This is a genomic window from Maribacter algicola (assembly GCF_003933245.1).
Taxonomy (GTDB): domain Bacteria; phylum Bacteroidota; class Bacteroidia; order Flavobacteriales; family Flavobacteriaceae; genus Maribacter; species Maribacter algicola.
The window spans coordinates 595,338-620,609 of the sequence record NZ_QUSX01000002.1 but is presented as its reverse complement, the minus strand read 5'-3'; the positions used below and the strand labels follow the sequence as shown (position 1 = coordinate 620,609).

Sequence of the window (25,272 nt, the reverse complement as noted above, 5' to 3'; positions counted from 1 at the left end):
ATCATTATCTGCCAAAAAAATAGGTTAATTTAAGTTTAAGGAAGTCGTATATTTTTCCGTAAAGCATTTAAAATTTACATTTGCAGGTATCAATTATCAAAAACGATTATGGCTGGCAATTCCTTTGGAAATATTTTTAGGGTAACGACCTTTGGTGAATCTCACGGTAAGGCCATTGGTGGGGTTCTGGACGGTTGTCCAGCCGGTATTACGTTGGACTTGGCATTGATACAAAAGGACTTGGACAGGCGAAAACCTGGCCAATCCGCTATTGTGACGCAACGAAAGGAACCGGATTCGGTCGAGTTTTATTCCGGCGTATTCGAGGGCGAGACTACAGGTACTCCCATAGGTTTCGCTATTCACAATACCAACCAGAAATCCCAGGATTATGGCCATATTAAGGATTCTTATAGGCCTTCACATGCAGACTATGTCTACGATCAGAAGTATGGGTTTAGGGACTACAGGGGCGGTGGTAGGAGTTCTGCCCGTGAGACCGCCAGTAGGGTAGTGGCCGGAGCCATTGCCAAACAATTTTTAAAGGGAATCGAAATCAACGCCTTTGTTTCACAAGTCGGCCGGCTTAAAATGGAGAAGAGTTATTTGGAGTTGGATTTGCATTCTGCCGAAGATAATATGGTTAGATGTCCCGATCAAGAGATGGCCTCAAAAATGGAGGATTATATAAGAAAGATAAAAAAAGAGGGAGATACCATAGGCGGGGTAATTACCTGTGTGGCCAAGAATGTACCGGTTGGCTTGGGAGAACCTGTTTTTGATAAACTTCATGCAGCATTGGGAAAGGCCATGTTATCCATAAATGCCGTAAAAGGTTTTGAATATGGGAGTGGGTTTGAAGGGGTGACCATGAAGGGTAGCGAGCACAATGACCCCTTTAACACTGATGGTTCAACGAAGTCCAACCACAGTGGGGGCGTCCAAGGGGGCATCAGCAATGGTATGGACATCTATTTTAATGTTGCCTTTAAGCCTGTTGCCACGGTCATACAAGGGTATGAGACCATAGACAAGGGAGGAAATATAGTGAAAACTCAGGGAAAGGGAAGGCACGATCCCTGTGTAGTACCTAGGGCCGTTCCTATAGTTGAAGCCATGACCGCATTGGTCCTGGCGGATTATATGCTGCTCACCAGAACAAATAAAATTTAATCTTTAGGGGTATAGCGTGTCTGCTTTCTATTTGGTATCTTGAGCCAAAAGTATAACAAATGCGTAAACTCGAATTGCACTGGCAAATATTGATAGGAATGCTCTTGGGCATTCTTTTTGGTTTCTTGATGACCCAAGTCTCTTGGGGAAAGGATTTTGTTGGGGATTGGATACAGCCCTTTGGCACAATCTTCGTGAAACTGTTAAAATTAATCGCGATACCCCTTATCCTGGCCTCATTAATCAAAGGTATTTCTGATTTAAAGGATATTTCCAAATTTCGAAATATTGGTCTGCGCACTATCATTATCTATATAGCCACAACAGTTGTTGCCATTACCATTGGCTTGGTATTGGTAAATCTTTTAAAACCTGGGGAGGGTATATCCGAAGAAACTATTAGGAAATTGACCGATACCTACGCCAACGATAGCGGTGTCACTTCAAAGATGGAGGAAGCCTCCCGTCAAAAAGACGCGGGCCCACTGCAGTTTTTGGAGGATATGGTTCCAGATAACGCCCTCGCCGCCATGACGGATAACAGCTTGATGCTACAGGTTATTTTCTTTGCCATATTTTTAGGTATTTCCATGCTGTTGATTGGTGAAAAGGATGCCAAGCCCCTCAAAAAGTTTTTTGACTCCCTGAACGATGTCGTCCTTAAAATGGTGGATTTGATCATGCTCTCCGCACCTTACGCCGTATTTGCCTTATTGGCCGGGGTGGTTGTTTCCTCCAGTGATCCTGAACTTCTCTTGGCGCTCTTAAAGTATGCTGGAGTTGTAGTTTTGGGACTGGCTTTGATGATCGTATTTTATTCGATTATCGTATCAACGTTTACAAGATATAATCCATTAACATTTTTGAGCAAAATGAGTCCGGCACAATTATTGGCCTTTTCCACAAGTTCCAGCGCGGCGACATTGCCGGTAACCATGGAAAGGGTAGAGGAGCACATTGGGGTTGATAAGGAAGTATCCAGTTTTGTATTGCCAGTAGGGGCCACTATAAATATGGATGGCACCAGTTTATACCAGGGTGTCGCAGCCGTTTTTATTGCACAAGCATTGGCCTTTGATCTTACATTGGCAAACCAGTTGACCATAGTTTTAACGGCTTTGCTAGCTTCTATAGGTTCCGCAGCGGTACCTGGGGCGGGGATGGTCATGTTGGTGATTGTTCTGGAATCCATTGGCTTTCCCCAAGACAAGTTGGCCATTGGCCTTGCCTTGATTTTTGCCGTGGACAGACCTTTGGACATGTGCCGAACCGTTGTCAACGTTACGGGCGATGCAACCGTGGCAATGATGGTCGCCAAATCCGTTGGAAAACTAGGAAAACCAAAAGTGAAGAATTGGGACGATAATTACGATAAAGTGAAATAGGGAGGGGAAGTTCAAGCATCAAGTTCAACTTCAAGCACAATTAAAACACAAATTCTAAATCAAATTCAAGCACAAAAACTGTTAGGTGTTAGTTTTAAGCTTTTAGCCAAAAGTACAATTGAATAAGGTATGGAGGTCGCTTACGGCGTACCCATAAAAACAACAAAATTTACCCGAATCGGACTAAAATGAGACAACAACCAACGATGGAAAAACTCGTTAAGGATTATCCATACGTATTCGAAATTGATGGGAATCTTGATCGACTGATAAAGAGCATAGAGCTTTTGAGCTATGTAAATCCCTTAAATATCGAAAAGGAAAAGCATTCATTTTTTGCCTCCAAATACACCCAAAATCCGGAGTTTAGGTATCCAAAACTAAAGTTCGACCCCTATAAATTACATCGGCTGTTCTTTTCACAACGTTTGGAACGCATTAAGGACGAGAAATTACGGGTAGCTTATCAGGAAATAATCTACTACTATTCCAACATGGTGCAGTGTATCCAAACCATTGGCCAAAAGAACCGGTTCCATTACAACTCGCTCCGGGTATATGGGTCCCCAACGGAAAAGGATGTAGAAAATGCCAAGTATATCCTTCATTTTACCGATGAAGATATAGCTCCAGACATGGAAAAGATTTACACCCCAGCGGATGCAAAGGAATACTTTGAGGATTTTGCAAGTAGGTATTATTTTCCTTTGAATATAAAGTATTCCACGAGCATTGCTGCCGATGCCATGGTTAGCAATGCCACCAAAACACTATTGATAAAGAAAAATACCAAGTTCAGTAAAAATCAACTTTTGACCTTGGCAAACCATGAAATAGGTGTACACATGGTGACCACCTTCAATGCCCAAAAACAACCTTTAAAGATTTTTTCCAATGGATTTCCCAAAAACATGGAGACCCAAGAAGGATTGGCCGTTTTTAGTGAATACATGAGCGGGGCATTGACATTAAGGCGCTTGAAGGAATTGGCGCATCGGGTGTTGGCATCGGACAGCTTGATCAAGGGATATACTTTTGCCGATACCTTTGATTTGATACATTCCCATTACAAACTAGATCGGGATGCCGCCTTTTCGATTACATTAAGGGCACATAGAGGTGGAGGCTTTACCAAAGACAGATTGTATTTAAGCGGACTACGTAAAATTTATAAGCGATATCAGCAACAGAAATCCATGGACATATTGTTGTCCGGAAAGGTTTCATTGGATTGGGAAGAACTTATAGAACATACATTAAAGGTAGGATTAACCTTTCCAAATAGTTATGAAAATTTTGCCTTTCAGACCAATAAAAATGAAAATAGAACCCTGGATTTTATATTGAATAATCTTAAATAGGCTATTCGTAACAATTAAAATTGTTGTTGAAATAGTCTGGAACCATTATCTAAAAGAGCGATATCGAACCATGGTAAACATATAGATACCATAACAGGCCAGTCCAGCCGCGACTAGTCCCATTAACCAAGGTCCCGAAGAATTTTGCTGTAAAAAGGAAAATGCACTCTCCGTTCCCTTCATGCCACTATTACTGGTACTTAGTGAAAAGCCAGCAGTGATAAAGAAATAAGCAATAATACCCACTAAAATACCTCGTGCCGTTAGACCTGCATAACCCATATTTTTTATGAATTTACGCTTCTTATTATCTGACAATGCTTTGAGATCAAATTTTGATGTAAACGACCCTTTATATGCTTTAATGAACTGATAGATGCTTTTACCTGCAAGACATATCCCTACGGCAAGAAAAATATATTGTTGATATTCTGTTGGTATCATAGAAGCCGTGCTTCCTCCACCGCCTGAAGGTTGAGAAAATCCTTTAATAATAGAGTAAAAACCAAGTCCCATATAAATTAATCCACTGATAAAAAAGCTAATGCGCTTAACGATGCCTTTGCCGTCATTCCCTATATGTTCTGGATCCTGAACGCTTTGAATGAAGCGCCAAAGTGCGTAACTACAAAGACCAAGGCCCAGGGCCACTAGAATTATCTTTCCAAAAGGTTGATTTTCCAAAAAATCGATTACTTCCAACTTTCCAGCTTTCTGCCCCCCAAGATTAAAGGCTGCCAAAAAGGCTAAAATACCGGTTATTACATAAACGAGGCCTTTTGCCGCGAATCCTGTTCTTGCAGCTTTCTTTATTTTATCATCCATAACCACAAGATTTAAAAAAAAATTCAACAGCAGTGACTTGGAAGCTATGGTTGTTGATCCTATCGAAATATTTATAGGAATTTCGACTTAATCTCTGGTGTTGGTACCATACATTCGTTCTTTTTACCGAACCAAGTGTAGCGATTTCGGGCAATTAAATCGTATACGATATCTCGTATTTTACTGGGAATCAAATATAAAATCTTGGAAACTGTGTGATACCCTTTCAAGGACTTACCCACTTCCAATGCAGCATCGGATTTTATATAAAAGGCCACACCAGGGTCTATCAATACAACAGAATCCATCGTTTGGGATTCAATATTTCTTTCGTTCAGGAGTCTTATGCCTATGTCGCTCTGTAAGGATGTAAATTGAAAAACATCGTTATGGTCTCTCTTGATTACAAACTGTACGAATGAATTACAAACATTGCAGACACCATCGAATAGTATTATTTTTTTAGTCGCTTTCACGATACAAAGATAGTGCAGCTTTAATACAAGTCCTAGAGGGTTACAATGTATTTAAAAACTGGTTTAAATCGGTTTCTTTGTCCAAGCCCAATTTCTTTTTAAGTCGGTATTTGGACTTTAAAATGCTGTCCGGTAAAACATTCAGGGTAGCGGCGATTTCCTTGGTGGTGAGGTTCATGCGAAGGAAGGCCGCCAAGCGGATTTCCTTTTCGGAAATATCCGGATAGATGGTCTTTAATTTTTGGTCGAAGTCGTTATGGACATCGGCGAAATAGCTTTTGAAGACTTCCCAGTCCTTGTCAGAAGCATTTTCTTTTTTCAGCAGCATCACGATACGCCTGAATTCCATTTTGAATTTCTCCGGTGAGTTTTTAATGTTTTCCAAGTTTTCCATGAGCTCTTGGATAAAGGTGTTCTTTTGAACCAAGTGCAGGGTCTGGCTAGCCAGTTCCTTTTGTTTGTGCAGGATTTCCTGTTGGTAGATGGCTTCTTGTTTTTCCCTGGCGATCCGGTTCTTTTTAATACGTTGGCGATAGCCAAAAATGGAAAGTCCGAAGAGGGCAAGGGTAGAGAACATACCTCCTGCGTAAAGCCCTTTTTTCAGATTACTAATTTCAACCTTTTGGTTTAAGATTTTAATTTCTTCTCCTTGCAAGGCGATTTCCGCTTCTTTTTTTTCAGTTTGATATTTGATTTCAAGATTGTTTATCCTTTCCGCTACTTCAATTCCCTTGAGACTATCATACAAGTGATTATATTTTAATTTGTACTCATAGGCACTTTTGAAATCGTTGGTAGCTGCTTTAATTTCGGCCATCTTTCCATACCCCCGTATTAATCGCTCTATATTTTGGGTGTTTTTGGCAATGTCCATTGATTTTTGAATGTATTCTTCCGCTAGTGCATAGTCTTTCTCGACCATGGCTATTTCCCCAAGATTTCTATAAATTAGCCCTATTAATTGTGGTTCCCCGTATTTTTCAGAATGCATTAATGCTTTTGAATAATATGATTTTGCCACATTAAAATCTTCCAAATCATCATAGACCGCACCTATATTATTGTATTCCCGTGTTAGCGCAATACTTGGATTTTTTTCAAATAAGGCAATGCTTTTAAGGTGATATTCAAGGGCTTTTTCATACTGTCCTTCATAGCGGTAATTTGCAGCGAGGTTTCCCCAACATTTAGGGATAAATTCGTTCAATCCATATTTTATACAAATTTCTTCACTTTGGAGATAGTACTTATTGGAAGCCTCCAAATTTTTTACATCGAACATCAGATTACCCATGTTCAAATAACTTCTTGCCAAATCAATTGGGTCTCCATTTATTCTCTCATTAATTTCGGCTGCCTTTTGATGTGATTTTAAGGCCTCGTCGTATTGGCTTAAATATCTCTGTGAGATACCCAATTGGTTAAGTATGTTAGGTATGGGACCTTCAATTTTCAGACTTTCCAATAAGTCCAAAGCCTTTTCACAGTTATCGATGGAGTTTTGAAAGTCGGATTTTAGATAAAAATAATGCCCCAATAGTTGATATGCCTTTGCCTCAAAATAGATTTCCTCCTGTTGAATCGCAATGAGTTTGAGGCTGTCAATGATACCTTTGGCATCTTTTAAATTAATCTCTACAGTTTCTTGGTAACGCATTATTTGACCTTCTAAAGCCATGCTGTCAAATCTTACCGTCCTATCGTTCTGGGCAATAGTTGATGCTAATGGAAGCGTTAGGAATAGAATTGTAAAAAATCGCATTATAACGTATTTAAAAATTGATTTAAATCGGTCTCCTTGTCCAGACCCAATTTCTTTTTGAGTCGGTACTTGGATTTTAAGATACTATCCGGTAAAACATTCAGCGTTGCAGCGATTTCCTTCGTGGTCAAGTTCATGCGAAGAAAGGCCGCCAAGCGAATCTCCTTTTCGGAAATATCCGGATAGATGGTCTTTAGTTTTTGGTCAAAGTCATTATGGACATCCGCAAAATAACTTTTAAAGACCTCCCAGTCTTTATCCGAAGCATTTTCTTTCTTCAACAACATGACGATACGGCGGAATTCCATCTTGAATTTCTCCGGGGAGTTTTTAATGTTTTCCAAGTTTTCCATGAGCTCTTGGATAAAGGTGTTCTTTTGAACCAAGTGCAGGGTCTGGCTGGTCAGTTCTTTCTTTTTGTGTTCAATTTCCTGCTTATAGATTTCTTCTTGCTTTTCGCGGGCGATACGGTTCTTTTTAATACGTTGTCTAAAACCAAAGAACAACAATCCGGAAACGGCAAGGGCTGAGGCCATTCCACCAGCATACAGACCTTTTTTTAAATTATCGGCACGCGATTTTTCGTTTAAGGTTTTGATTTCTTCATGCTGCAATGCGATTTCCGCTTCTTTTTTTTCGGTTTCATATATAGTTTGGAGTTCCTTTATTTTATTCGAATTTTCTAAAGAAAAAAGACTGTCCTTTAGTTTGTTGGATAGTCTAATATTCACTAATGCATTTTTTAAATCACCTTTTTCTTCATTGTTGATCGATTTTAATTCCAAGGCATTTAATAATTCATTCCCAATACTTTGGTTCGTTGCAATGGTTATAGAACTATCTAGGTATTGTGAAGCCAGTTCGTATTTTTTTAAATTTGTATAACACTTACCTATTTGATACAGGTAAATTGTTTTGTTAATATCCGATAAATCCGAACCTTTATAGTTTAAACTCTTTTCCAAAAATCCAATTGCTTTAAGATAGTTTTCTTGTTCCAAATAGGCAATCCCTATATTGCCCAACGCCAATACAGAAACGCTACCTTGGTTGTTTTCATCGCCTATTTTCAAGCCCTTTTCATAAAACTCAATCGCTTTGGTGTAATCGCCAAGGTCAGAATGTACAGAACCAATATCAATAAAAGTGGAGGCCGCATAGAGATTATCACCTATTTCAAGATAAATCTCCAAGGCCTGGTTCAAATAATCCAAAGCACTATCTAACTGACCTTGACGCGTGTTCAATTTACCTATGTTTCTGAGAACATCTGCTTTTCTGTAAGGCTCATCTTGTATCGTATCCAAGACCTTCAAGGCCTTTTGGTATCCTTCCATGGCCGTGAGGTAGTTCCCTTGGTCATAATGGTTGGCAGCAATGTTATTTATAGTGACACCGTATCTGAGGTAATTTCCATCGACCAAATAAAGTCCGCCAAGTGAGTCCAATATTTGGTTTGAAATGATATAATTTCCCTTATGGGCCTCTACCAGCGATAAATTGTCCAGTGCCGCAAGTACAATGTCTTTTACTTCTTTTCCCTTTGACAAATCCAGCGTTCTTCGAAGATAGAGCTCGGCACTATCCATTTTTTCCTCAACGTAATAATAATAGCCAAGATTCAGGGTGCTTCTAATAATACCTTCCGGGTTGTTTACTTTATTGGCTACCGAATCGAGATCCTTTGTAAATTCCAAAGCCTTTTCAGTGTCATTATAAATGAAAAGCTCAAAAAGTAAGTCGTATGCCTTAATCTTTTCAGCGATATCCGAATTACTTGATACAACAAATTTTAGGCTATCTACTGTTTTATCTTCTTGACCACGGAAAATTGTATGGCAAAACAAAAACAGGTAAATAGCAATTAAAGAATGATAGCTTGATTTCATATTTATCATGTTGGTCCATTCTAAGATATTAATAATATCGGCAACAACTACTTGTCAACGTTACGCCCAAAATGACCATTGTCCATGAGTTGTCCATGTATATGTGTTTTATTTTAGTGATGAATAAATTTATAATATATTGATTATCAATTATTTAATTACATACCTGCACATTGCATTCCAATCGTTGTCCATCGTACTCAAAGCCCATTATTGTTATTGTTGTCCATACTTTGTCCATGGACATAATTAGGTAAGGGATTGATTTGAAGGTAGTTTTGAGGTGTTGAATCTTTAAAACCAAAAAATTATGAAAACAAAACAATCAACTTTCAAAACAGGTAAGTATGCAGTTGCACTAGGTCTTATTTTAGTCGCTGTTAATAGTTGTAGCAAGGATGAAGTCATAGAGGAACCCAGTGAACCTAACTTCACGGTCGAAGTTGCTGTAGAATTTAACAATTCAGTAACTAATTTAAATTCTTTTGATCAACCAGAGGAAACACCAGTTGTCGAAACGGATAGTAGTGACCCGGAGCGCGATACAGAAGATTCAACTTTAGAATGCACAACGAAAACCTACAAGGGAGCCCCTGGATTTAATGAAATGTTTACTTTGGATCCAACTACCGATGTAATTTATCCGGGTGCCTTATTAAAAGGAGAGACCATACCTACGGGGGAATACCAACGCATTAGCGGAGCAAGAGCGCCGATTACCATTTCGGCATCTTTACAGAATATTGCCAACGTCAAGGTAACCATTGAGGATCCAGATAAATTATCCAATGTTAGACAAGGTATAGCTGATTTGTTAAACCAAGAAGTAAACGGGGCAACTGCGGCGGCAATTAACTTGGAAATAGAGGAAGTTCATTCCGCACAACATTTGGAGGCTTCCGTTGGTGTCAATTACCGAGGGGTCGGTAAAAAAGTGTCTAACACTTTGGATTTTAGTAATTCAACGTATAAAAACACCTTTGTCTTGAAATTTATTCAGAGATATTACACCTTGGATGTAGATACACCCGGAAAATCACCATCAGATCTATTTACAGATTTACCCGATGTAAATGTCCTGGGTTCAACTAGTCCAGTTTATGTTTCCTCCGTTCAGTACGGTAGAATGGTATTGTATACAGTAGAGTCAAATTTTAGTATTACTGATGTTAAAAATGCATTTGATGCTTCGGTAGGTTCTACTGATGGAACTATTGATGTTGAATATCAAAACATTATTAATTCATCCAACATTCAGGCACTTATTATAGGAGGGTCGGGAGATGGAGCTGTCCAAGCTATCAATGGTCCAGGAGAAGTATATAATTTTATATCTGAAGGTGGAAATTATTCAAAGGATTCCCCAGGGGCACCACTGGCTTATAAACTGAACTATGTTAAAGAAGGCTTTCCAGTTGCAAAGGTAGTATTGGCTACAGAATATCAAATTCGAGATTGTGATTTGGCTTATCCGGAGTACCAGGTAACCATCGACAAAATTACCGGTACCCAACCTTCGGATACCGAGGTAAACGGTAGCCTTAGGATGAGAATGAAGGTTGGTAACGGTTATTTGGATGCCAACAACAACGGATTGGACGACGGTCCGGGATGGAGTAGGTCATCCAGCAACTTTGTAGACGTTCAAAATGATAAAGACTACGATATTCCCGTTTCAGAGGGTTCCTATACCTTCAAACCGTATCGCCCGAACATGGCCATTGATCAAATAGAATTCTCTGGGCAGCTATATGATTATAATGGAATTTTTGGAAACGCCAACCTAGGGTCTCGATTCGATAGCGTTAAGCTAGATTTGCTCGAAATTGGAATTGAAAAGGACTTTTCCTTAGACTTTAATGCAGGTATTACCGCCCACTTTAAGGTTGTTCGTACGAAATAATCAGTTCTTGTAATTTCAGTCGGCACCTAAAGTTGCGATTCAACAACTTGGTGTCGGCTGTTTTTTGACGATGGCTTTTAATGCTATTAAGGAATTTCTTAATCCCGGTCATTCTTCGAACATAACCATTTTAAGGCATTTATATCAAATGCAAATACATTGATAAAAGAACCAAAATCCAGAAAAAATGAAAAAACATAATAACTCCGGAGTTGCCCGATTTACGCGCATATCCATATCCATAATCCTAATTATTGGCCTGGGATGTAGCCAAAGTGATGATGCAGGGGTAGAGATACCCAATGAAACACAAGAAGAGGAACCAACACAGGAACCTGATACAGAAAAGGAAGTCAGTTTTGCAGATATCCTAAAAGTGGGTGCATTGACAAATGTCAGCAATAATAATGCTTCAGACACCTTAAGTGTTATGACCGTAGAAAGTAAACTGGTTCGTCAACTATTTAATAATAACATGGAAGATGTTCGTTATGGCTGTTCCAATTACACCATTGAAAGTTCAAAAAGTGAAACGCTATTCCCTATCTACGGTGAAATTGCCACCGCTCTTTATAGCGGGAGCTTTATTCAAGGTAATAGCTTGGAAACAGGAATACCAACCTCAATACCATTAACGAGGTCAGGAGGAACCCTATCCATAAGCAATAGTGCACAAACATTATTGGGAACGGTATCCATTGACGAGTTTAATCCTACACAGGTTGCTTTGGCTCGAACGGAACTATTGGCACAAAATAATCCATCGCCTGGTCAATACACCAACAAATTGAAGCAAATATCTTCATTGGAACAGATTGCCTTCGAGGTGGGCCTCACCGAAGAAATATATAATACCCAATTGAATAACGGGCTAGGAATTCCCGAAACATTCGAGAATTCGACCTTTTTAATATCCATTCAGCAAGATTTCTACACTATTAACTATGATTTGCCATTGAATAAGGAAGGTTATTTTGAAGCCTCGGTAAAACCAAGCGACCTAAATCAGTATGTATCGGAATCTAATCCAGCAGCATATGTTGCAAAAGTAAATTATGGTCGTCGATTTACTATTGTAATTGAAACAAGTACATTTGCCAACACCGCCCAAGAAACCATAGCGCAAGCTTTTAGTTCATTTAATGGTACAACCCAAGGAACATTAAATACTACGGCCCTAAACGATTTGGAGGATTTAAGCTTAAAAGTAATTTTACAGTCTGCCAACTCCCAAGGCCCTGTTGAAAGGGTTGGAACTATTACCCTGTCTGAACTTGAAGCACATCTTTCAGAGCCTGCCTTATTATCTTTTGCACAGCCATTGGGGTATGAAGTTAGAAGTATCAATGAACCTGACAGAAGGGCCGGAATATCCCTTAATTTAACCTATGAACAAAATTCATGTACCATCGATGGAGCTTTACCACCCGAAAACTTTAGGCCTTTGGTCAATCTGTTTGAAGACGGAGTAGGTGCTGCTTGTTTTTTTAGGAATGGCCTTATAATCGTCTTTAATGGGGCGGGCACGGAGTATGTGTGGTTGAACGCCATAACAGGTCAGATTTCCCAAAAATCAGGTATAAAGGATACTGACGGATTGTTACCCGCTCTTAATGCGGATGCAGTTTCGGCGGCGTTTGCCGAAAGTGCTAGTGGCACCCTGTATTTCTTTAATTCATCGGGTACTAGTTATGAAATCCATGTGAACAACAATACTTTCGGGTCAAATGCCCCGGATGCCTTTCCAACGGAGGCCCCAGTTAGACCCTTTACAAGCAGCGTTACGGGGGAACCCATAATAACTGAAATAAATCCTTTTTGGCAGGTAGCATCCGCTCCTGGGGAAACAGCGCCATTTTTAGAATCGGGAGTGGAAGCTGCCGCATATACGGGAAGGGCCAACCAAACCGATCCCACGGATGAATTTTCATACAGCGACTATCAAGACTTTTTTGAAAAAGGACGGTCAAACCGATGGGCAGGACGGGATGTAAGGGTCGTAAACCGATCTGCAGACTATTTTTGGACAGATATTTTTGACTTAAGGGATATTTCCAGAAATGAATTTCCTTTTGAAGAAGTGGGTGCGGCATGTGCCTTGGAAGTGGAGCGAGGCATCCTTCAACAAATCTATTTCAATTTGGAAGGGGATAAGTTCTTTATTGCAAATATGGACAAACAATTGGTAGCAGGCCCCTATCTTTTATACTAAACGATAAGAAAAAAAATACTGGGGTTGCTTGGCCTTAGATTGATTTAGATGTGATTCATTTAGAGCTTTACCTTACTTTGGCAAAGGTGAATTCAGTACAGTAAAAAAGCGATCATAGTAAATGAAAAGTTTCAAAGGGTCAAAAAACAATTGGACAATGAATTTTAAATCAGTCGGCACCTAAAGTTGCGATTCAACAACTTGGTGTCGGTTGATTTTTAAAGAATTTCAGGGTGCTGCATCGTACTAAATCGTATACGATTTAATATATGTACTTGGTAATCAATCTCTATTTCGACTTTTCAACCAAATCCAACTGGTCCACACTTACGTTCGTGGTAAACATGCCATAATTGACTATTGCCTTTCCTTTCTCGATGGAATCAATGGTTCCTACTGCCTTACCGTCCAACATTCGTACCCGATCGCCCACCTTAAAAACGGGTCTGGGTTTGCTTTTCTCCTTTTGGATGGCCTTTTTCTTTTCTACCTTCTTTTTCTCCCGGATGACCTGCACTTCTTTTTGGACTTCTTGCGCTACCTCGGCCTTTTTGGCCCGCTCCTTTTTAGCCTCTTCAGCCGATTTCTTCTTGCGTTTGCTATTTTCGGTCTCAACAATCCTAAGTAATTCGGATATCAAGGGTCTCTTTTTGTTGTTCTGGAAATATTTGTCCGCAGCAATATTTACTTTGTTGCCCAACTGGATCATACGCTGGTCATGGTCGTACAACTCCTGGTAGTTTTCCAATTTGGACTTTATCTTGGCATTCAATTTTTCCAATCGTTCCGCCTCTTCACGGGCCTTGGATTCTTCTTCTTTAAGCTTGGAGCCTGTTTCCGCCATTTTACTGCGTTCTTTCTGAAGTTTGGCGATGGTTGCATCGAACCTGACCTTACCACGCTCGATTTTCTTTTTAGCCCTGTTGATAAGTGAGTAGGGGATGCCATTCTTTTGTGCCACCTCAAAGGTAAAGGAGCTTCCTGCCTGACCCAAGATCAACTGGAATGTTGGTTCCAAGGTCTTGCTGTCAAAAAGCATATTGGCATTGGTGGCGTGTGGCAGTTCATTGGCCAAAGCTTTCAAATTGGCATAATGGGTCGTAATGACTCCGTAAGAGCCCCGTTCATAAAACACTTCCAAAAAGGTTTCCGCCAAGGCACCACCCAATTCCGGGTCACTACCGGTTCCAAACTCATCGATCAGGAACAAGGTACTTTCATTACACCGCTTTAGGAACTGGTTCATGTTTTTGAGTCGGTAACTGTACGTACTTAAGTGATTTTCAATGGATTGATTGTCACCAATATCGGTTAATATTTTGTCGAAAAAACAGACCTCGCTTCGTTCGTGCACCGGAATCAAAAGTCCGCTCTGCAGCATTACCTGCAATAGCCCAATGGTCTTAAGGGTGATACTTTTGCCTCCAGCGTTGGGTCCGGAAATCACAATAATACGGTTCTCTGAATGCAGTTCTATGGTTTGGGGAAAGGTTTTTTCTCCCTTTCTTTTATTGCTCAGAAAAAGTAGGGGATGAAAAGCGTCCCGTAAATACAATCGTCGCTCCTTGTTCAATTTTGGCAGTAGGGCATTGATATCCTGCGCATACTTCGCTTTTGCGGCAGTAACGTCTATCTGGGTCAGATATTCCTGATAATCGCTTAAAAGAGCTCTAAATGGCCTAATTTGATTCGTGAGTCGGTTCAAGATCCGTTGAATCTCCTCCTTTTCGTCAAACTCCAGATTGTTCAGTTCCCGACTGTACTTTAAAGCGGCTTCGGGTTCAATATAAACGATGCTACCGGTCTTGGAAGTTCCCATGACCGCACCGCGCACCTTTTTACGGTACATGGCCTTTACCGCCAATACGCGTCGGTTTTCAACGACCGACTCCCGTATTTCATCCAGGTAGTCCGAAGATTGGTACATGGACAGCGCAGCACCAAAGCTTTGGCTAATCTTGCCACGGACTTGGTTCATTTGCCTACGAATACGTAATAGGTCCTCGGAGGCATTGTCCTTTACCTCGCCAAATCGGTCTATAACACCATTTATAAGTTCCGGAATCTCTTTATTGGGTTCCAATTCCAAGGCAAAATCATGCAGCAGGGGATAGTACTCCTGGAATTTTTTGAAAAATTTCTGATGGGCTAACACCGTTTCGCAAATACTGGCGATTCGCTTGAAACCTTGAAGCTCCAACGTAGTGTTTTCAACTTTCAAAAGGCGCAACTCCCCGTTTATGCTATCAAAACCATGGTTTGGGATACTGTTCTCGCTTACTATGGAAGAAAGATACTCTGATGTCATTCCCAAGGAATGCGCCATTTGTGGAGCATCGTTCAAGGGGGCAATTTCCAAGGCCGCTTCCTTCCCTAAAACCGTATTGCAACGGGCGGAAACCTGCTGTAAAACTTTAGGAAACTCAAGGTCCTGTAATGTTTTTGAATGAATATTGGCCATATATCGCATTAGCTCGCGGTAAAGGTAGCTATTGGTCTCGATATAGAAAAAGTCGCCCAAGCCAATGTTCACAAGGCTTTCAGGTTTTTATTACAATATTTTCGAGGATTTTTTGTTATAGTCATAAGATTTTCAAGCTATTAGCATAAAAAATCATTCATTTAGATTTAAAACTATGAGATATAATACAAACATTTTTATAATCATAATTGTCGTTTCTTTATTCATGGCATGTTCCACAACCAAAGAATTATCGATCCTGGTCCAAGAACCCTCTCCGGTTACCATAACCAATCAAATTAAGACGATTGGTATCATCGATGCGACTAAGCCGTACTTAGAAAAACGAAAAAAGAAAGGTGGTTTGGCAAGCATTGCCGCTCAGGATGAAAAATGGTTGGGCATACATGGAACGGAGGCCAGTATGGAGGGTCTCTTTGATGCGCTTTTAAAAGATCAGAGGTTCGAGAATGTACTTATGATCCAACACGCCAATATAGCCCAAAGCCTTAGCGATACCCAATTAAATGCCGATACATGGCAAGAAATTGCCAGTCTTTGTGACGAAATTGGCGTGGATGCCATTTTTGCCCTGGCATATTTTGAGGTAGATACCAAACTGAAAGTTAAAAAAACCAGCTTTCAACAAACGGACCTCTTACGCATGCAAGAAGAAAGCGAGGGAAAGCAAATTACTATGGAAACCTTAATTGAGAATGGATGGCGCATCTTTGACCCCAAAAATAGAATATTGCTGGATGAAATCATTACAAACGATGAACTGGTCACTTCTTCAAGTGGGAACGACGTTGTGGATGCCTTTGAGAATATGGAAAACCGGAGACGGGACGCTCTAAGGTTAAGTAAAAATACCGGTAAGACCTATGGCCAAAGATTGTTGCCAACAGAGCGTATTCTGAAAAGAACCTACTTTGCCAAGGGCAATGACAGGCTGATTAAATCTGACCGACTTATTCAAGAGGGCAAAATAAATTTGGCCATACAAGAATTATCGCCTTTGGTTTTGGATGCGGATACCAATTTAGGAAGCAAGGCAAGTTACAACTTGGCCGTACTAAAAGAGTATCAGGGAAATCTGGATATGGCGTTACAATGGGCCGAAAAATCCATCGACATTAAGAGCAAAGCCTTTAATACCGATTATCTTAAAAGCCTCCAAAGACGTATCACCAAAAACGTATTGGTGCAACAACAATTTCAAGAAGTGGGCTTCCTGGAATAAAACGTCTTAATCTCTTCAGAACTATTAAATTCAGAAAATAACCCGCCCTAACTCAGTTTGCCTCGGAAGTTGCGGCCCATATATCCTCTTGTTCTCTCGTAGGTTCCAAAATAGGTTGGATTTGCGGCTTGATGCGCATGTATTCTTGAAAGCGATAGGATTCCAGCACATCGGCCATGGCCATGGTCTCCTTGCTCGAGAGCTGCTTTAAGAGCTCGTATTTGGCCATTGGAGAAAGGGTTTCATCCTCCTCAATGGCCTTCCGCTTCACCAAGAATTTGGCCACAGTTCCTTGAAATTCCAGGGCCTGGTCCATGCCCATAACCAAACGGGGCTGGTATTTAGCGGTGATGTCCACGGCTTCGGAACGTATTTTACCGTTGATTTTAAGGGCATACAGCGTCTGGCCCGAAACATCAAAAGAGAAGAAAACGGCAATTAGGGCGATTAATACCGTTTTCACTACAAAGTATTTCTTCATAACAAACATGATATTAATGAGTTACAAATTTAATATCTAGATTGTTCTTTGTCAAGTAGAAATTTTGAAATCCAATGATTATATCGCAATCAAACACCCTTGGCTTGCCCTTCAAGGAATATACGCCTAGCTTTGTAAAAAGTAGATAAACGCACATATGGACGTACAAATGGAATCGGGTTGGAAATCGCAACTACAACCTGAATTTGAAAAACCCTATTTTAAAAAGCTGACGGAATTTGTTAAACGGGAATATACACAAAACAGGTGCTATCCAAAGGGCTCCGATATATTTGCAGCCTTTGACCATTGCCCGTTTGAGGCTACCAAGGTCGTTATCCTGGGGCAAGACCCTTACCACGGACCGGGACAGGCCAACGGACTTTGTTTTTCGGTGGCGGACGGAATTCCCCATCCTCCTTCCTTGGTCAATATTTTCAAGGAAATTGAGTCGGACTTAAAAAAACCTTATCCAACCAGCGGTAATTTGGAACGGTGGGCGGACCAAGGGGTTCTATTACTCAACGCCACCCTTACCGTTCGAGCACATCAAGCGGGTAGTCATCAAGGAAAAGGTTGGGAAACCTTTACGAACAGCGTTATCGAAAAAATATCCGCAAGTAAGGAAAACGTGGTCTTTTTGTTATGGGGAGGATTTGCGAAGAAAAAAGCTAGCCTGATAGATGGGAAAAGGCATCGGATACTAACATCGGGTCACCCTTCCCCTTTAAGTGCCAATAGGGGATATTGGTTCGGGAACCGACATTTTTCACAATGCAATAAAATTTTATGGGATATGGGCAATAAAACCATAGATTGGTAGGTTTTAGTTTTATTTGAAATAGGAATTTTCTTATTTTTCTGAATAAAACGTTTACACCATGAATAAATTTGATCAGTTAAATTCCATATTGCTGATAGACGATGACGAATCCAGCAATTTTCTTCATTCCATTTTTATAAATAAACTAGGCCTTGATATAGAGATAAACACGGCCCTTAATGGTCAGGAAGGCTTGGATTTCATTATGAACAGGGGGTTGGAAAAGTTATCATTGCCCTGTATGGTCATGTTGGACCTAAGAATGCCCGTTAAGGACGGTTGGGATTTCATGCGAATGTACGAGGAACAAGTGCCCCAGGAATTGAAAAAACAATTAACAATCGTTTTGGTTACCGTTAGCGACAACCCTCAGGATAAAGAGCGGGCAGCGGCAAACCCCCATATTCTGGATTATGCACAAAAACCGCTTTCGGATAGTACGTTCAAAAAACTCATTGAAAAGCATTTTAATCTAAAGGAAATTGTTTAAATATCTTCCAAATAATGATTTAACGGTAACGCCTTCTCGATTAATTTGAGTTGCTTGAGCGTGATAAGTACGCTTTCAAGGACACCGGAATCCAACTGTTTTTGACTCCAGGATGTCAAGGACAACCAAGTCTGGATGTCCTCCAATTTTTGTCCGTATCTATTGGCTAGGGTCCTATCGATACTGGGTATGTTCTTAAACTCCACTGTATAAACATTGATAATTTCCACAATGTGCGCCATCAGTGTTTTGTTTTCTTGAAGGAATTTTTCAGTGGCTACCAACATAAAACAGGGCCAAGGTGTGGGACAATCCCCCAATCTTCTGAAAACACCGTCGTCCACGATGGGTTTCGTGGTGAAATGTTCCCACATAAAATAATCGGCCGTACCATCGCTCAAACCTTTAATGGCGCCATCCAAGTTGTCAATGACTTCAAACTGCAAGGTATTTGGGTCCCATCCCTCGTTTTGGGCCTGCACAAAGGCCATCAAATGACTTCCACTACCAAATCTACTAATGGCCGCCTTTGCGCCTCTTAAATCGCTTATATTTTTAAAATCGCTTTTAGCCGATACGTGAACGCCCCAGAGCAGGGGAGAGGCGATATATTCCTGAACAATCTTAACCTGATTTCCTTCAGAAATACTTTTGACAATACCTTCGGTAAGAATAATGGCCAGATCGGTCTTGTTCTCGGCCAAGAGTTGGCACATTCTCCCGGTACCTTCGGGAATATCCTCCCATTGTAAATCGATGCCACGGTCTTCAAACGCACCTTCTTCTAGGGCCAAATGCCATGGAAGGTTAAAATGTTCCGGTACGCCTACTATTTTGACAGTTTTCAATCCGATGTTATTTTTTGAAGTGCAAAGGTAATCAGTTCTTGTACCGATGCTTGCGGATTTTTGGAAAATTCCCCCGTTGCCCTATTGGCTAGGATACAACTTAAGGAAATCGCTTGGTGACCCAGCAATTTTGAGAGTGCATAGATTCCAGATGTTTCCATTTCCAAGTTTGTAATATATCTATTTTGGTACTGAAAATTAGCCATAACCTGAACGAAATCATCCACATTTGGAGATAACCTTAAACTTCTACCTTGGGGACCATAAAAACCTGTATTCGTGGTTGTTATTCCTAATCGTATACGATTTGATTTAAATTTTTTGGCCAATTGTTTATCATATTTTATGATATATGGCCTGGATTTTTTGGAAGACCAAGCAGTCTGGCGGATAAATTCATCCTCCATTTCCTTGAAGTCCGAAAGCTCATTTTTGTAAAAATGCAAGAGTCCGTCAAAACCGATTGCCAACTCCGTCAATATCCAAGAATCTATCGGTATATCTGCTTGGATGGCACCAGAGGTGCCAATTCGGATAAATTTTAATCGTATACGATTTTCCCGAACCTTCCTAGTGGCAAAATCAATATTGACTAGGGCATCCAATTCATTTAGAACAATATCGATATTATCCGTTCCTATTCCCGTGGAGATCACACTAATTCGTTTTCCTTTGAGAAAGCCTGTATGGGTTAGAAACTCCCGTTTTCCCTTTTTTATTTCTATGGAATCAAAATGGCGTGAAACCTCCACCACACGGTCGGGATCTCCCACTGTGATTATGGTATCTGCAATATCTTCTGCTAATAAATTGAGATGGTAAATGCTGCCATCGGCATTTAAGATAAGCTCGGATGGGCTTAAGCGCATTTTAGAGTTTTAAGATCCTATTAGACTCTGTATTGTAAAGAAAATCGTATTTCAAGGCACCTCCCAAATAAACATCATTATCCTGAATACAGGAGTAATAGCTGGTCTGTCCGTCGAGAATTTCCTTCCCTTTTTTGGTCAACCGCACAGGGTTTAAGGAAGAAAACAATGGTTTTAACCTTTGTAAGGCCCTTTCATATTGTGAATCTCCAAAACCAAGGTTTCCTTGGTTGTTTAGGATGGTAGCCAAAAATTCGCTTTTGGACTTAGGTTTTTTATCGATGGCCAATTGCAAAATGTTATTTTCCATCTCGTTTAGACCGTTGGCAATACTAGGAAAACGTTTTAAATGTGTTTTGACCGCATCGCCTAGATAGGCAAAGTTATAATCGTTGAAATCCGTCAGGTTTTCCAACCGAATGGGATTGTTACTGCAATACAGCTGCCATACGTAGTCCGCATATTCCACATCGTCCTGGTTAAGCACTACTTTATTCTCGTATAGATCTAATAGCTGCTCGTCCGAAAGTTCATTCAGTGCATATAACTTATCGGAATCATCCTCCTTCCCACTGCAGACCAAGGAAATTTGGGCATATCTTCGGTTGGTCAACAACCAACTAATGACCGCAAGCATATTGACCTGACAAAACAGATCATACTCAAACCAAAGAACAATCTGGTCCTGTTGCTTATGATTGCAGAGAGACCGATATTCCTTAAGAGTTTTTTCTATAAACCAAGATTTGGAAACCTTATAGTTTTTGTGTAAAAATTCAAACCTGGTCTTCCAAAAGGATTCGCTTCCAACGGTTGTAAGCGTCTTACCCTCGCAAAGCATCTCACGCCATGTGATGATGTCGCCTTTTAGATTCAACTTCTTAAGACGTTCCGTAAATGCGTCTCCATTGGTGATGTGTAGAAGGGAACTCATTTTCTGATAGTGGTTTAGGTTGAACAGTTAAAAGTACGGTTTAAAGTAAAAAAACAAAAGATTTTAACAGAAAAAGACGCAACCTATTTGTTATAAACGCATTATATAAGATTTTAACCTCCGACTCTTTTAACGTTAAAGCCCTTTTCCTTTAAGATTTCCATAATTTTGTCCCTATAATCCCCCTGTATAATTATTTGGTCATTTTTAAAGCTTCCCCCAACGCTAAGCTTTGTTTTTAGTTCCTTGGCTAACTTTTTAAAGTCGGTATCCGCACCTGTATAGCCTTCGATTATGGTGATGGGTTTACCCTTGCGTTTCTCGTACTTACATATCATGGGACTTTCCTGAAGCCAGAGGTCGCTTTTTTCCCCTTTTTCTGGGGATTCCTCAGGTTCATGGTCCGGGAACAAGTTTTTAAGTTGGTCTCTTAGGTCCATAACTACTTTTTTATCAGTCCCAACTCGATCAAGCGTTCATGGAGAAATTCTCCCGCCGTGATGTCCTCGTACAATTTAGGATGTTCTAGATCTATACAATTTTCTAAACAATTCAATGGCATTTCACTTATTGGGTGCATAAAAAACGGAACGGAGTAGCGGGAAGTACCCCATAATTCCCGTGGAGGGTTTACTACTTGGTGTATAGTGGATTTCAGTTTGTTGTTGGACAATCTGGAGAGCATATCGCCCACATTGATCATAAGCTCATCAGGCCTGGCAATGGCATCAACCCATTCACCATTATGGTTTTGCACTTGTAAACCCTTGCCATGGGCGCCCATTAATAAAGTAATTAAATTGATATCCCCGTGCGCAGCCGCTCGAACGGCATTTTTGGGTTCCGTAGTAATAGGAGGGTAGTGTATGGGCCTTAAAATGGAATTCCCGTTCCTTATGTATTCATCGAAGTAATCCTCTTTTAAATCAAGATGTATGGCCAAAGCCCTAAGCACATATTGTGCCGTTTTCTCCAACATTTTATAGGTCTCTTTGCCCACTTCATTGAATTTTGGGAGTTCCTCAACAATAACATTGTCAGGATATTCCTCTTTCAACTTGATATCATCTTCCACATACTGACCAAAATGCCAAAATTCCTTAAGATCGCCTTCCTTTTTCCCTTTGGCATGTTCCTTTCCAAAAGAGGTATACCCGCGCTGGCCACCAATACCCTCAATTTCATAGGTATCCTTTATTTCTTGAGGAAGGTTGAAGAATTTTTTGATTTCGGAATAAAGGTCTTCCACTAACTTATCGGATAAAAAATGCCCGCTTAATGCTACAAATCCAATATTTTCAAAAGCTCCCCCAATTTCTTCCACAAACTTTTGTTTTCTTTTTGGGTCATCGGACAAAAAATCCTTTAAATCAACACTTGGCACTAAACTCATTGGAAAATTTTTAAAATATAGTACAAAGCTACAAATTATTGCGTACACGCATTCTGTTATAAACACAACAAGATGATTCGATTTTTGTTACATTTAAACCCAAATAAAAACTAACGTTCCCACTATGGATTTTAAAGGTTTTGAGGTAGCTGATGATGTTAAATTGGAATTGTACCGCGCCATGCTGAAACCTCGCATGATCGAGGAGAAGATGTTGATCCTATTGCGACAGGGAAAGATTTCCAAATGGTTCAGCGGTATTGGGCAGGAAGCGATTTCCGTAGGCGTGGCCTCAGCCTTGAAAACGAACGAATATATTCTTCCCATGCATCGTAATTTGGGAGTTTTTACCACAAGGAAAATTCCCCTACACCGACTTTTCTCTCAATGGCAGGGCAAAATGGGAGGTTTTACCAAAGGTAGGGACCGTAGTTTCCATTTTGGCACCCAGGAATTCAAGATAATAGGGATGATATCGCACCTAGGACCGCAACTGGGTGTGGCAGACGGTATTGCCTTGGCCCATAAATTACGCAAAGAAAAAAGCGTGACGGCCGTCTTTACGGGAGAAGGAGCGACCAGTGAGGGTGATTTCCATGAAGCATTGAATGTGGCCGCCGTGTGGGATTTACCCGTAATTTTCTGCGTGGAAAATAATGGATATGGCCTATCCACACCTACAAACGAACAATATCGCTGCGAGCATATTGCGGATAAGGGTATAGGCTACGGTATGGAATCGCACGTAATCGATGGCAATAATATTCTAGAGGTATACGCTAAGGTAAACGAATTATCCAACGACATTCGAAAGAACCCGCGACCCGTTTTGTTGGAGTTCAAAACGTTCAGAATGCGGGGACACGAGGAAGCCAGTGGAACCAAGTATGTTCCCGAGGAACTCATGGAAACCTGGGCGGCCAAAGATCCATTGGATAACTATGCCAAACATTTAATTGAAACCGGCCTGTTGAACGAAGACATGGATGTATCGTACCGGGGGGAAATTGCCCTAGAAATTGAAGAAAACCTTCAAAGAGCGTTTCAAGAGGAATCCATTTCAGCCATTTTAAGTCATGAATTACATGATGTGTATCAAGATTTTGATTACAAGGAAGTTGCGCCCTTGATTCATAAACGGAATATCCGCTTTGTAGATGCTATTTCGCAAGGGTTGAAATCGGCCATGGAAAAACATAACAATCTGGTCATTATGGGTCAGGATGTAGCGGAATACGGAGGAGTGTTTAAAATTACGGACGGTTTTGTAGAGGCTTTTGGAAAGGAGCGTGTGCGTAATACGCCCATTTGTGAATCGGCAATCGTTTCCACGGCCATGGGCTTATCCATTAATGGGATGAAATCAGTCGTAGAAATGCAATTTGCGGATTTTGCCAGTAGTGGCTTTAATCCCATCGTCAATTATTTGGCCAAAAGCCACTACCGATGGGGCGAAAAGGCCGATGTAGTCATTCGAATGCCCTGTGGGGGCGGGGTTAGTGCCGGTCCCTTCCATTCACAGACTAACGAAGCCTGGTTTACAAAAACACCCGGATTAAAGGTGGTATATCCCGCGTTTCCTTCAGACGCCAAGGGACTCTTGGCAACGGCCATAGAAGATCCCAATCCGGTATTATATTTTGAGCATAAAGGTTTGTATCGCAGCATTTATGAAGATGTACCCGTCAACCCTTTCACCGTACCCTTTGGAAAAGCAAACCTATTAAAATCCGGTGGGGATATAACCATTGTTACTTATGGGGCAGGGGTGCACTGGGCCTTGGAAACCTTGGACAAGCATTCGGATATCAGTGCGGACCTTCTAGATCTTAGAACCTTACAGCCTTTGGATACCGATGCCATTTATGCCTCCGTGGAAAAGACGGGGAAACTAATTATTTTACAGGAGGACAGCCTATTTGGTGGTATCGCCAGCGATATTTCCGCCTTGGTTATGGAAAATTGTTTCCGGTACTTGGACGGTCCCGTTACAAGGGTGGCAAGCTTGGACACTCCCATACCTTTCAATACCAGCTTGGAACAACAGTACCTTTCCAGGTCCAGGTTCGAACAGGCGCTTTTGGATTTGCTATCGTTTTAGTGTTTCCGTCAACAATAATTCGAAACGGGCGAACCTATTTTCCAGCTTTGCCCAATCTTTGTAGTAATTAAATCGGCATTACCCGTAACACATCCAAAAGTAAGGTTGACACCGTATATAGGGTAATCTAAAACAAAGAAATTTATGAAGAAAGTAATAGCTCTTACAGGGGTATTAGCAATTTTGTTGGCCTCTTGTTCCATTTCCAAGGATGCCCGATCAAAGCGCAATCTGCTTAGCGGTACCTGGTCCTTGAACGATGTCTCTTTTGAAAACAATACCGGAAATTTTAAGGCTGTATTATTCAACGATGTAGAGGATATCTGCCTAGAAGGAAGCGAATGGTTCTTTAGGGACAATAATAGTACCGGGAGGTATACGATTTCTCCATCCACCCTTTGTAACGGTGGGGATAGGTACATCCGATGGTCCGTTGTGGAGCGAGCGGAAAACTATAACAGCCAATTACAGTTTAAGTTCATTGACGAAAAGAACAAGGACATATCCGGAGGTTTAGGATACCGACTCAATATTGAAAATCTTACGGAAAATACGATGACCTTAAAATCCAATGTCCAGGTGGATGGTGCCCCTGTGACCGTGGTATACAGTTTTACGAAGAAATAAATCCCCAACAATAAAT

General features: G+C 40.7%; 21 protein-coding genes. 10 read left to right on the top strand and 11 right to left on the bottom strand.

Annotation, left to right across the window (positions count from 1 at the left end):
- The first annotated feature begins 108 nt into the window (after positions 1–108).
- From aroC to DZC72_RS11925, 3 genes are all read left to right on the top strand, one after another.
- Positions 109–1,173 (top strand): chorismate synthase, encoded by a 1,065-nt coding sequence (gene aroC / locus DZC72_RS11935; protein WP_125223152.1) that lies wholly within the window; start codon positions 109–111, stop codon positions 1,171–1,173.
- A gap of 59 nt (positions 1,174–1,232) precedes the next feature.
- Positions 1,233–2,558 (top strand): dicarboxylate/amino acid:cation symporter, encoded by a 1,326-nt coding sequence (locus tag DZC72_RS11930; RefSeq protein ID WP_125223151.1) that lies wholly within the window; start codon positions 1,233–1,235, stop codon positions 2,556–2,558.
- Positions 2,559–2,746: 188 nt separating this feature from the next.
- The gene (locus DZC72_RS11925) at positions 2,747–3,919 is read left to right on the top strand and encodes a flavohemoglobin expression-modulating QEGLA motif protein (RefSeq protein WP_125223150.1); all 1,173 of its coding nucleotides are present in this window, start codon (positions 2,747–2,749) and stop codon (positions 3,917–3,919) included.
- Between the two features lie 45 nt (positions 3,920–3,964).
- Here the strand turns inward: DZC72_RS11925 and DZC72_RS11920 are convergent, their stop codons facing one another.
- The 4 genes from DZC72_RS11920 to DZC72_RS11905 all read right to left on the bottom strand — a co-directional run bounded on the left by DZC72_RS11920 (position 3,965) and on the right by DZC72_RS11905 (position 8,871).
- Positions 3,965–4,744 (bottom strand): DUF1206 domain-containing protein, encoded by a 780-nt coding sequence (locus DZC72_RS11920; RefSeq protein WP_125223149.1) that lies wholly within the window; start codon positions 4,742–4,744, stop codon positions 3,965–3,967.
- Positions 4,745–4,815: 71 nt separating this feature from the next.
- Entirely contained in the window at positions 4,816–5,220 is a 405-nt protein-coding gene (locus DZC72_RS11915; protein WP_243641725.1) for a thiol-disulfide oxidoreductase DCC family protein, read from the bottom strand.
- 40 nt (positions 5,221–5,260) lie between these two features.
- Complete coding sequence (locus tag DZC72_RS11910; protein WP_125223147.1) at positions 5,261–6,982, bottom strand: tetratricopeptide repeat protein; 1,722 nt, start codon at positions 6,980–6,982, stop codon at positions 5,261–5,263.
- A complete protein-coding gene (locus DZC72_RS11905; protein WP_165869314.1) occupies positions 6,982–8,871 on the bottom strand; it encodes a tetratricopeptide repeat protein in 1,890 nt (629 codons plus the stop codon). Before DZC72_RS11905 ends, DZC72_RS11910 begins: the two co-directional genes overlap by 1 nt.
- A gap of 310 nt (positions 8,872–9,181) precedes the next feature.
- On the opposite strand from DZC72_RS11905, the gene DZC72_RS11900 reads away from it, so the two are divergent.
- Positions 9,182–10,774: a thiol-activated cytolysin family protein gene (locus tag DZC72_RS11900; RefSeq protein WP_125223145.1), complete on the top strand. Its 1,593-nt coding sequence runs from the start codon at positions 9,182–9,184 to the stop codon at positions 10,772–10,774.
- A 187-nt stretch (positions 10,775–10,961) separates the two neighbouring features.
- A complete protein-coding gene (locus DZC72_RS11895; protein ID WP_125223144.1) occupies positions 10,962–12,986 on the top strand; it encodes a thiol-activated cytolysin family protein in 2,025 nt (674 codons plus the stop codon).
- A gap of 289 nt (positions 12,987–13,275) precedes the next feature.
- Here the strand turns inward: DZC72_RS11895 and DZC72_RS11890 are convergent, their stop codons facing one another.
- Complete coding sequence (locus tag DZC72_RS11890; protein ID WP_125223721.1) at positions 13,276–15,447, bottom strand: endonuclease MutS2; 2,172 nt, start codon at positions 15,445–15,447, stop codon at positions 13,276–13,278.
- A gap of 175 nt (positions 15,448–15,622) precedes the next feature.
- Here DZC72_RS11890 and DZC72_RS11885 point away from each other — a divergent pair, with 175 nt between their 5' ends.
- Complete coding sequence (locus DZC72_RS11885; protein WP_125223143.1) at positions 15,623–16,690, top strand: DUF6340 family protein; 1,068 nt, start codon at positions 15,623–15,625, stop codon at positions 16,688–16,690.
- 52 nt (positions 16,691–16,742) lie between these two features.
- Here the strand turns inward: DZC72_RS11885 and DZC72_RS11880 are convergent, their stop codons facing one another.
- Complete coding sequence (locus tag DZC72_RS11880; RefSeq protein WP_125223142.1) at positions 16,743–17,171, bottom strand: hypothetical protein; 429 nt, start codon at positions 17,169–17,171, stop codon at positions 16,743–16,745.
- 157 nt (positions 17,172–17,328) lie between these two features.
- On the opposite strand from DZC72_RS11880, the gene DZC72_RS11875 reads away from it, so the two are divergent.
- Together DZC72_RS11875 and DZC72_RS11870 are read left to right on the top strand one after the other, a co-directional pair.
- Positions 17,329–17,994: a uracil-DNA glycosylase gene (locus tag DZC72_RS11875; protein WP_125223141.1), complete on the top strand. Its 666-nt coding sequence runs from the start codon at positions 17,329–17,331 to the stop codon at positions 17,992–17,994.
- Between the two features lie 58 nt (positions 17,995–18,052).
- Positions 18,053–18,484, top strand: a complete 432-nt coding sequence (locus DZC72_RS11870) for a response regulator (RefSeq protein WP_125223140.1) — start codon at positions 18,053–18,055, stop codon at positions 18,482–18,484.
- Here DZC72_RS11870 and DZC72_RS11865 read toward each other — a convergent pair.
- The 5 genes from DZC72_RS11865 to DZC72_RS11845 form a co-directional block, all read right to left on the bottom strand.
- On the bottom strand, positions 18,481–19,332 hold the full coding sequence (locus DZC72_RS11865) for a substrate-binding domain-containing protein (protein ID WP_125223139.1): 852 nt from the start codon (positions 19,330–19,332) through the stop codon (positions 18,481–18,483). The genes DZC72_RS11870 and DZC72_RS11865 overlap by 4 nt on opposite strands.
- A complete protein-coding gene (locus DZC72_RS11860; protein ID WP_125223138.1) occupies positions 19,329–20,201 on the bottom strand; it encodes a nucleoside phosphorylase in 873 nt (290 codons plus the stop codon). Before DZC72_RS11860 ends, DZC72_RS11865 begins: the two co-directional genes overlap by 4 nt.
- 1 nt (position 20,202) lies before the next feature.
- Positions 20,203–21,135 carry a DUF1835 domain-containing protein gene (locus DZC72_RS11855; protein ID WP_125223137.1) on the bottom strand — a complete coding sequence of 311 codons (933 nt, stop codon included), beginning with the start codon at positions 21,133–21,135 and terminating at the stop codon, positions 20,203–20,205.
- A 113-nt stretch (positions 21,136–21,248) separates the two neighbouring features.
- On the bottom strand, positions 21,249–21,575 hold the full coding sequence (locus DZC72_RS11850; RefSeq protein ID WP_125223136.1) for a translation initiation factor: 327 nt from the start codon (positions 21,573–21,575) through the stop codon (positions 21,249–21,251).
- A gap of 2 nt (positions 21,576–21,577) precedes the next feature.
- Positions 21,578–22,528: an isopenicillin N synthase family dioxygenase gene (locus DZC72_RS11845; RefSeq protein ID WP_125223135.1), complete on the bottom strand. Its 951-nt coding sequence runs from the start codon at positions 22,526–22,528 to the stop codon at positions 21,578–21,580.
- A gap of 124 nt (positions 22,529–22,652) precedes the next feature.
- Between DZC72_RS11845 and DZC72_RS11840 the strand changes: the two genes are divergently transcribed.
- Positions 22,653–24,629, top strand: coding sequence for an alpha-ketoacid dehydrogenase subunit alpha/beta (locus DZC72_RS11840; RefSeq protein ID WP_243641724.1), 1,977 nt, complete (start codon positions 22,653–22,655; stop codon positions 24,627–24,629).
- 144 nt (positions 24,630–24,773) lie between these two features.
- Complete coding sequence (locus tag DZC72_RS11835; protein WP_125223134.1) at positions 24,774–25,256, top strand: lipocalin family protein; 483 nt, start codon at positions 24,774–24,776, stop codon at positions 25,254–25,256.
- The last annotated feature ends 16 nt before the right edge of the window (positions 25,257–25,272 follow it).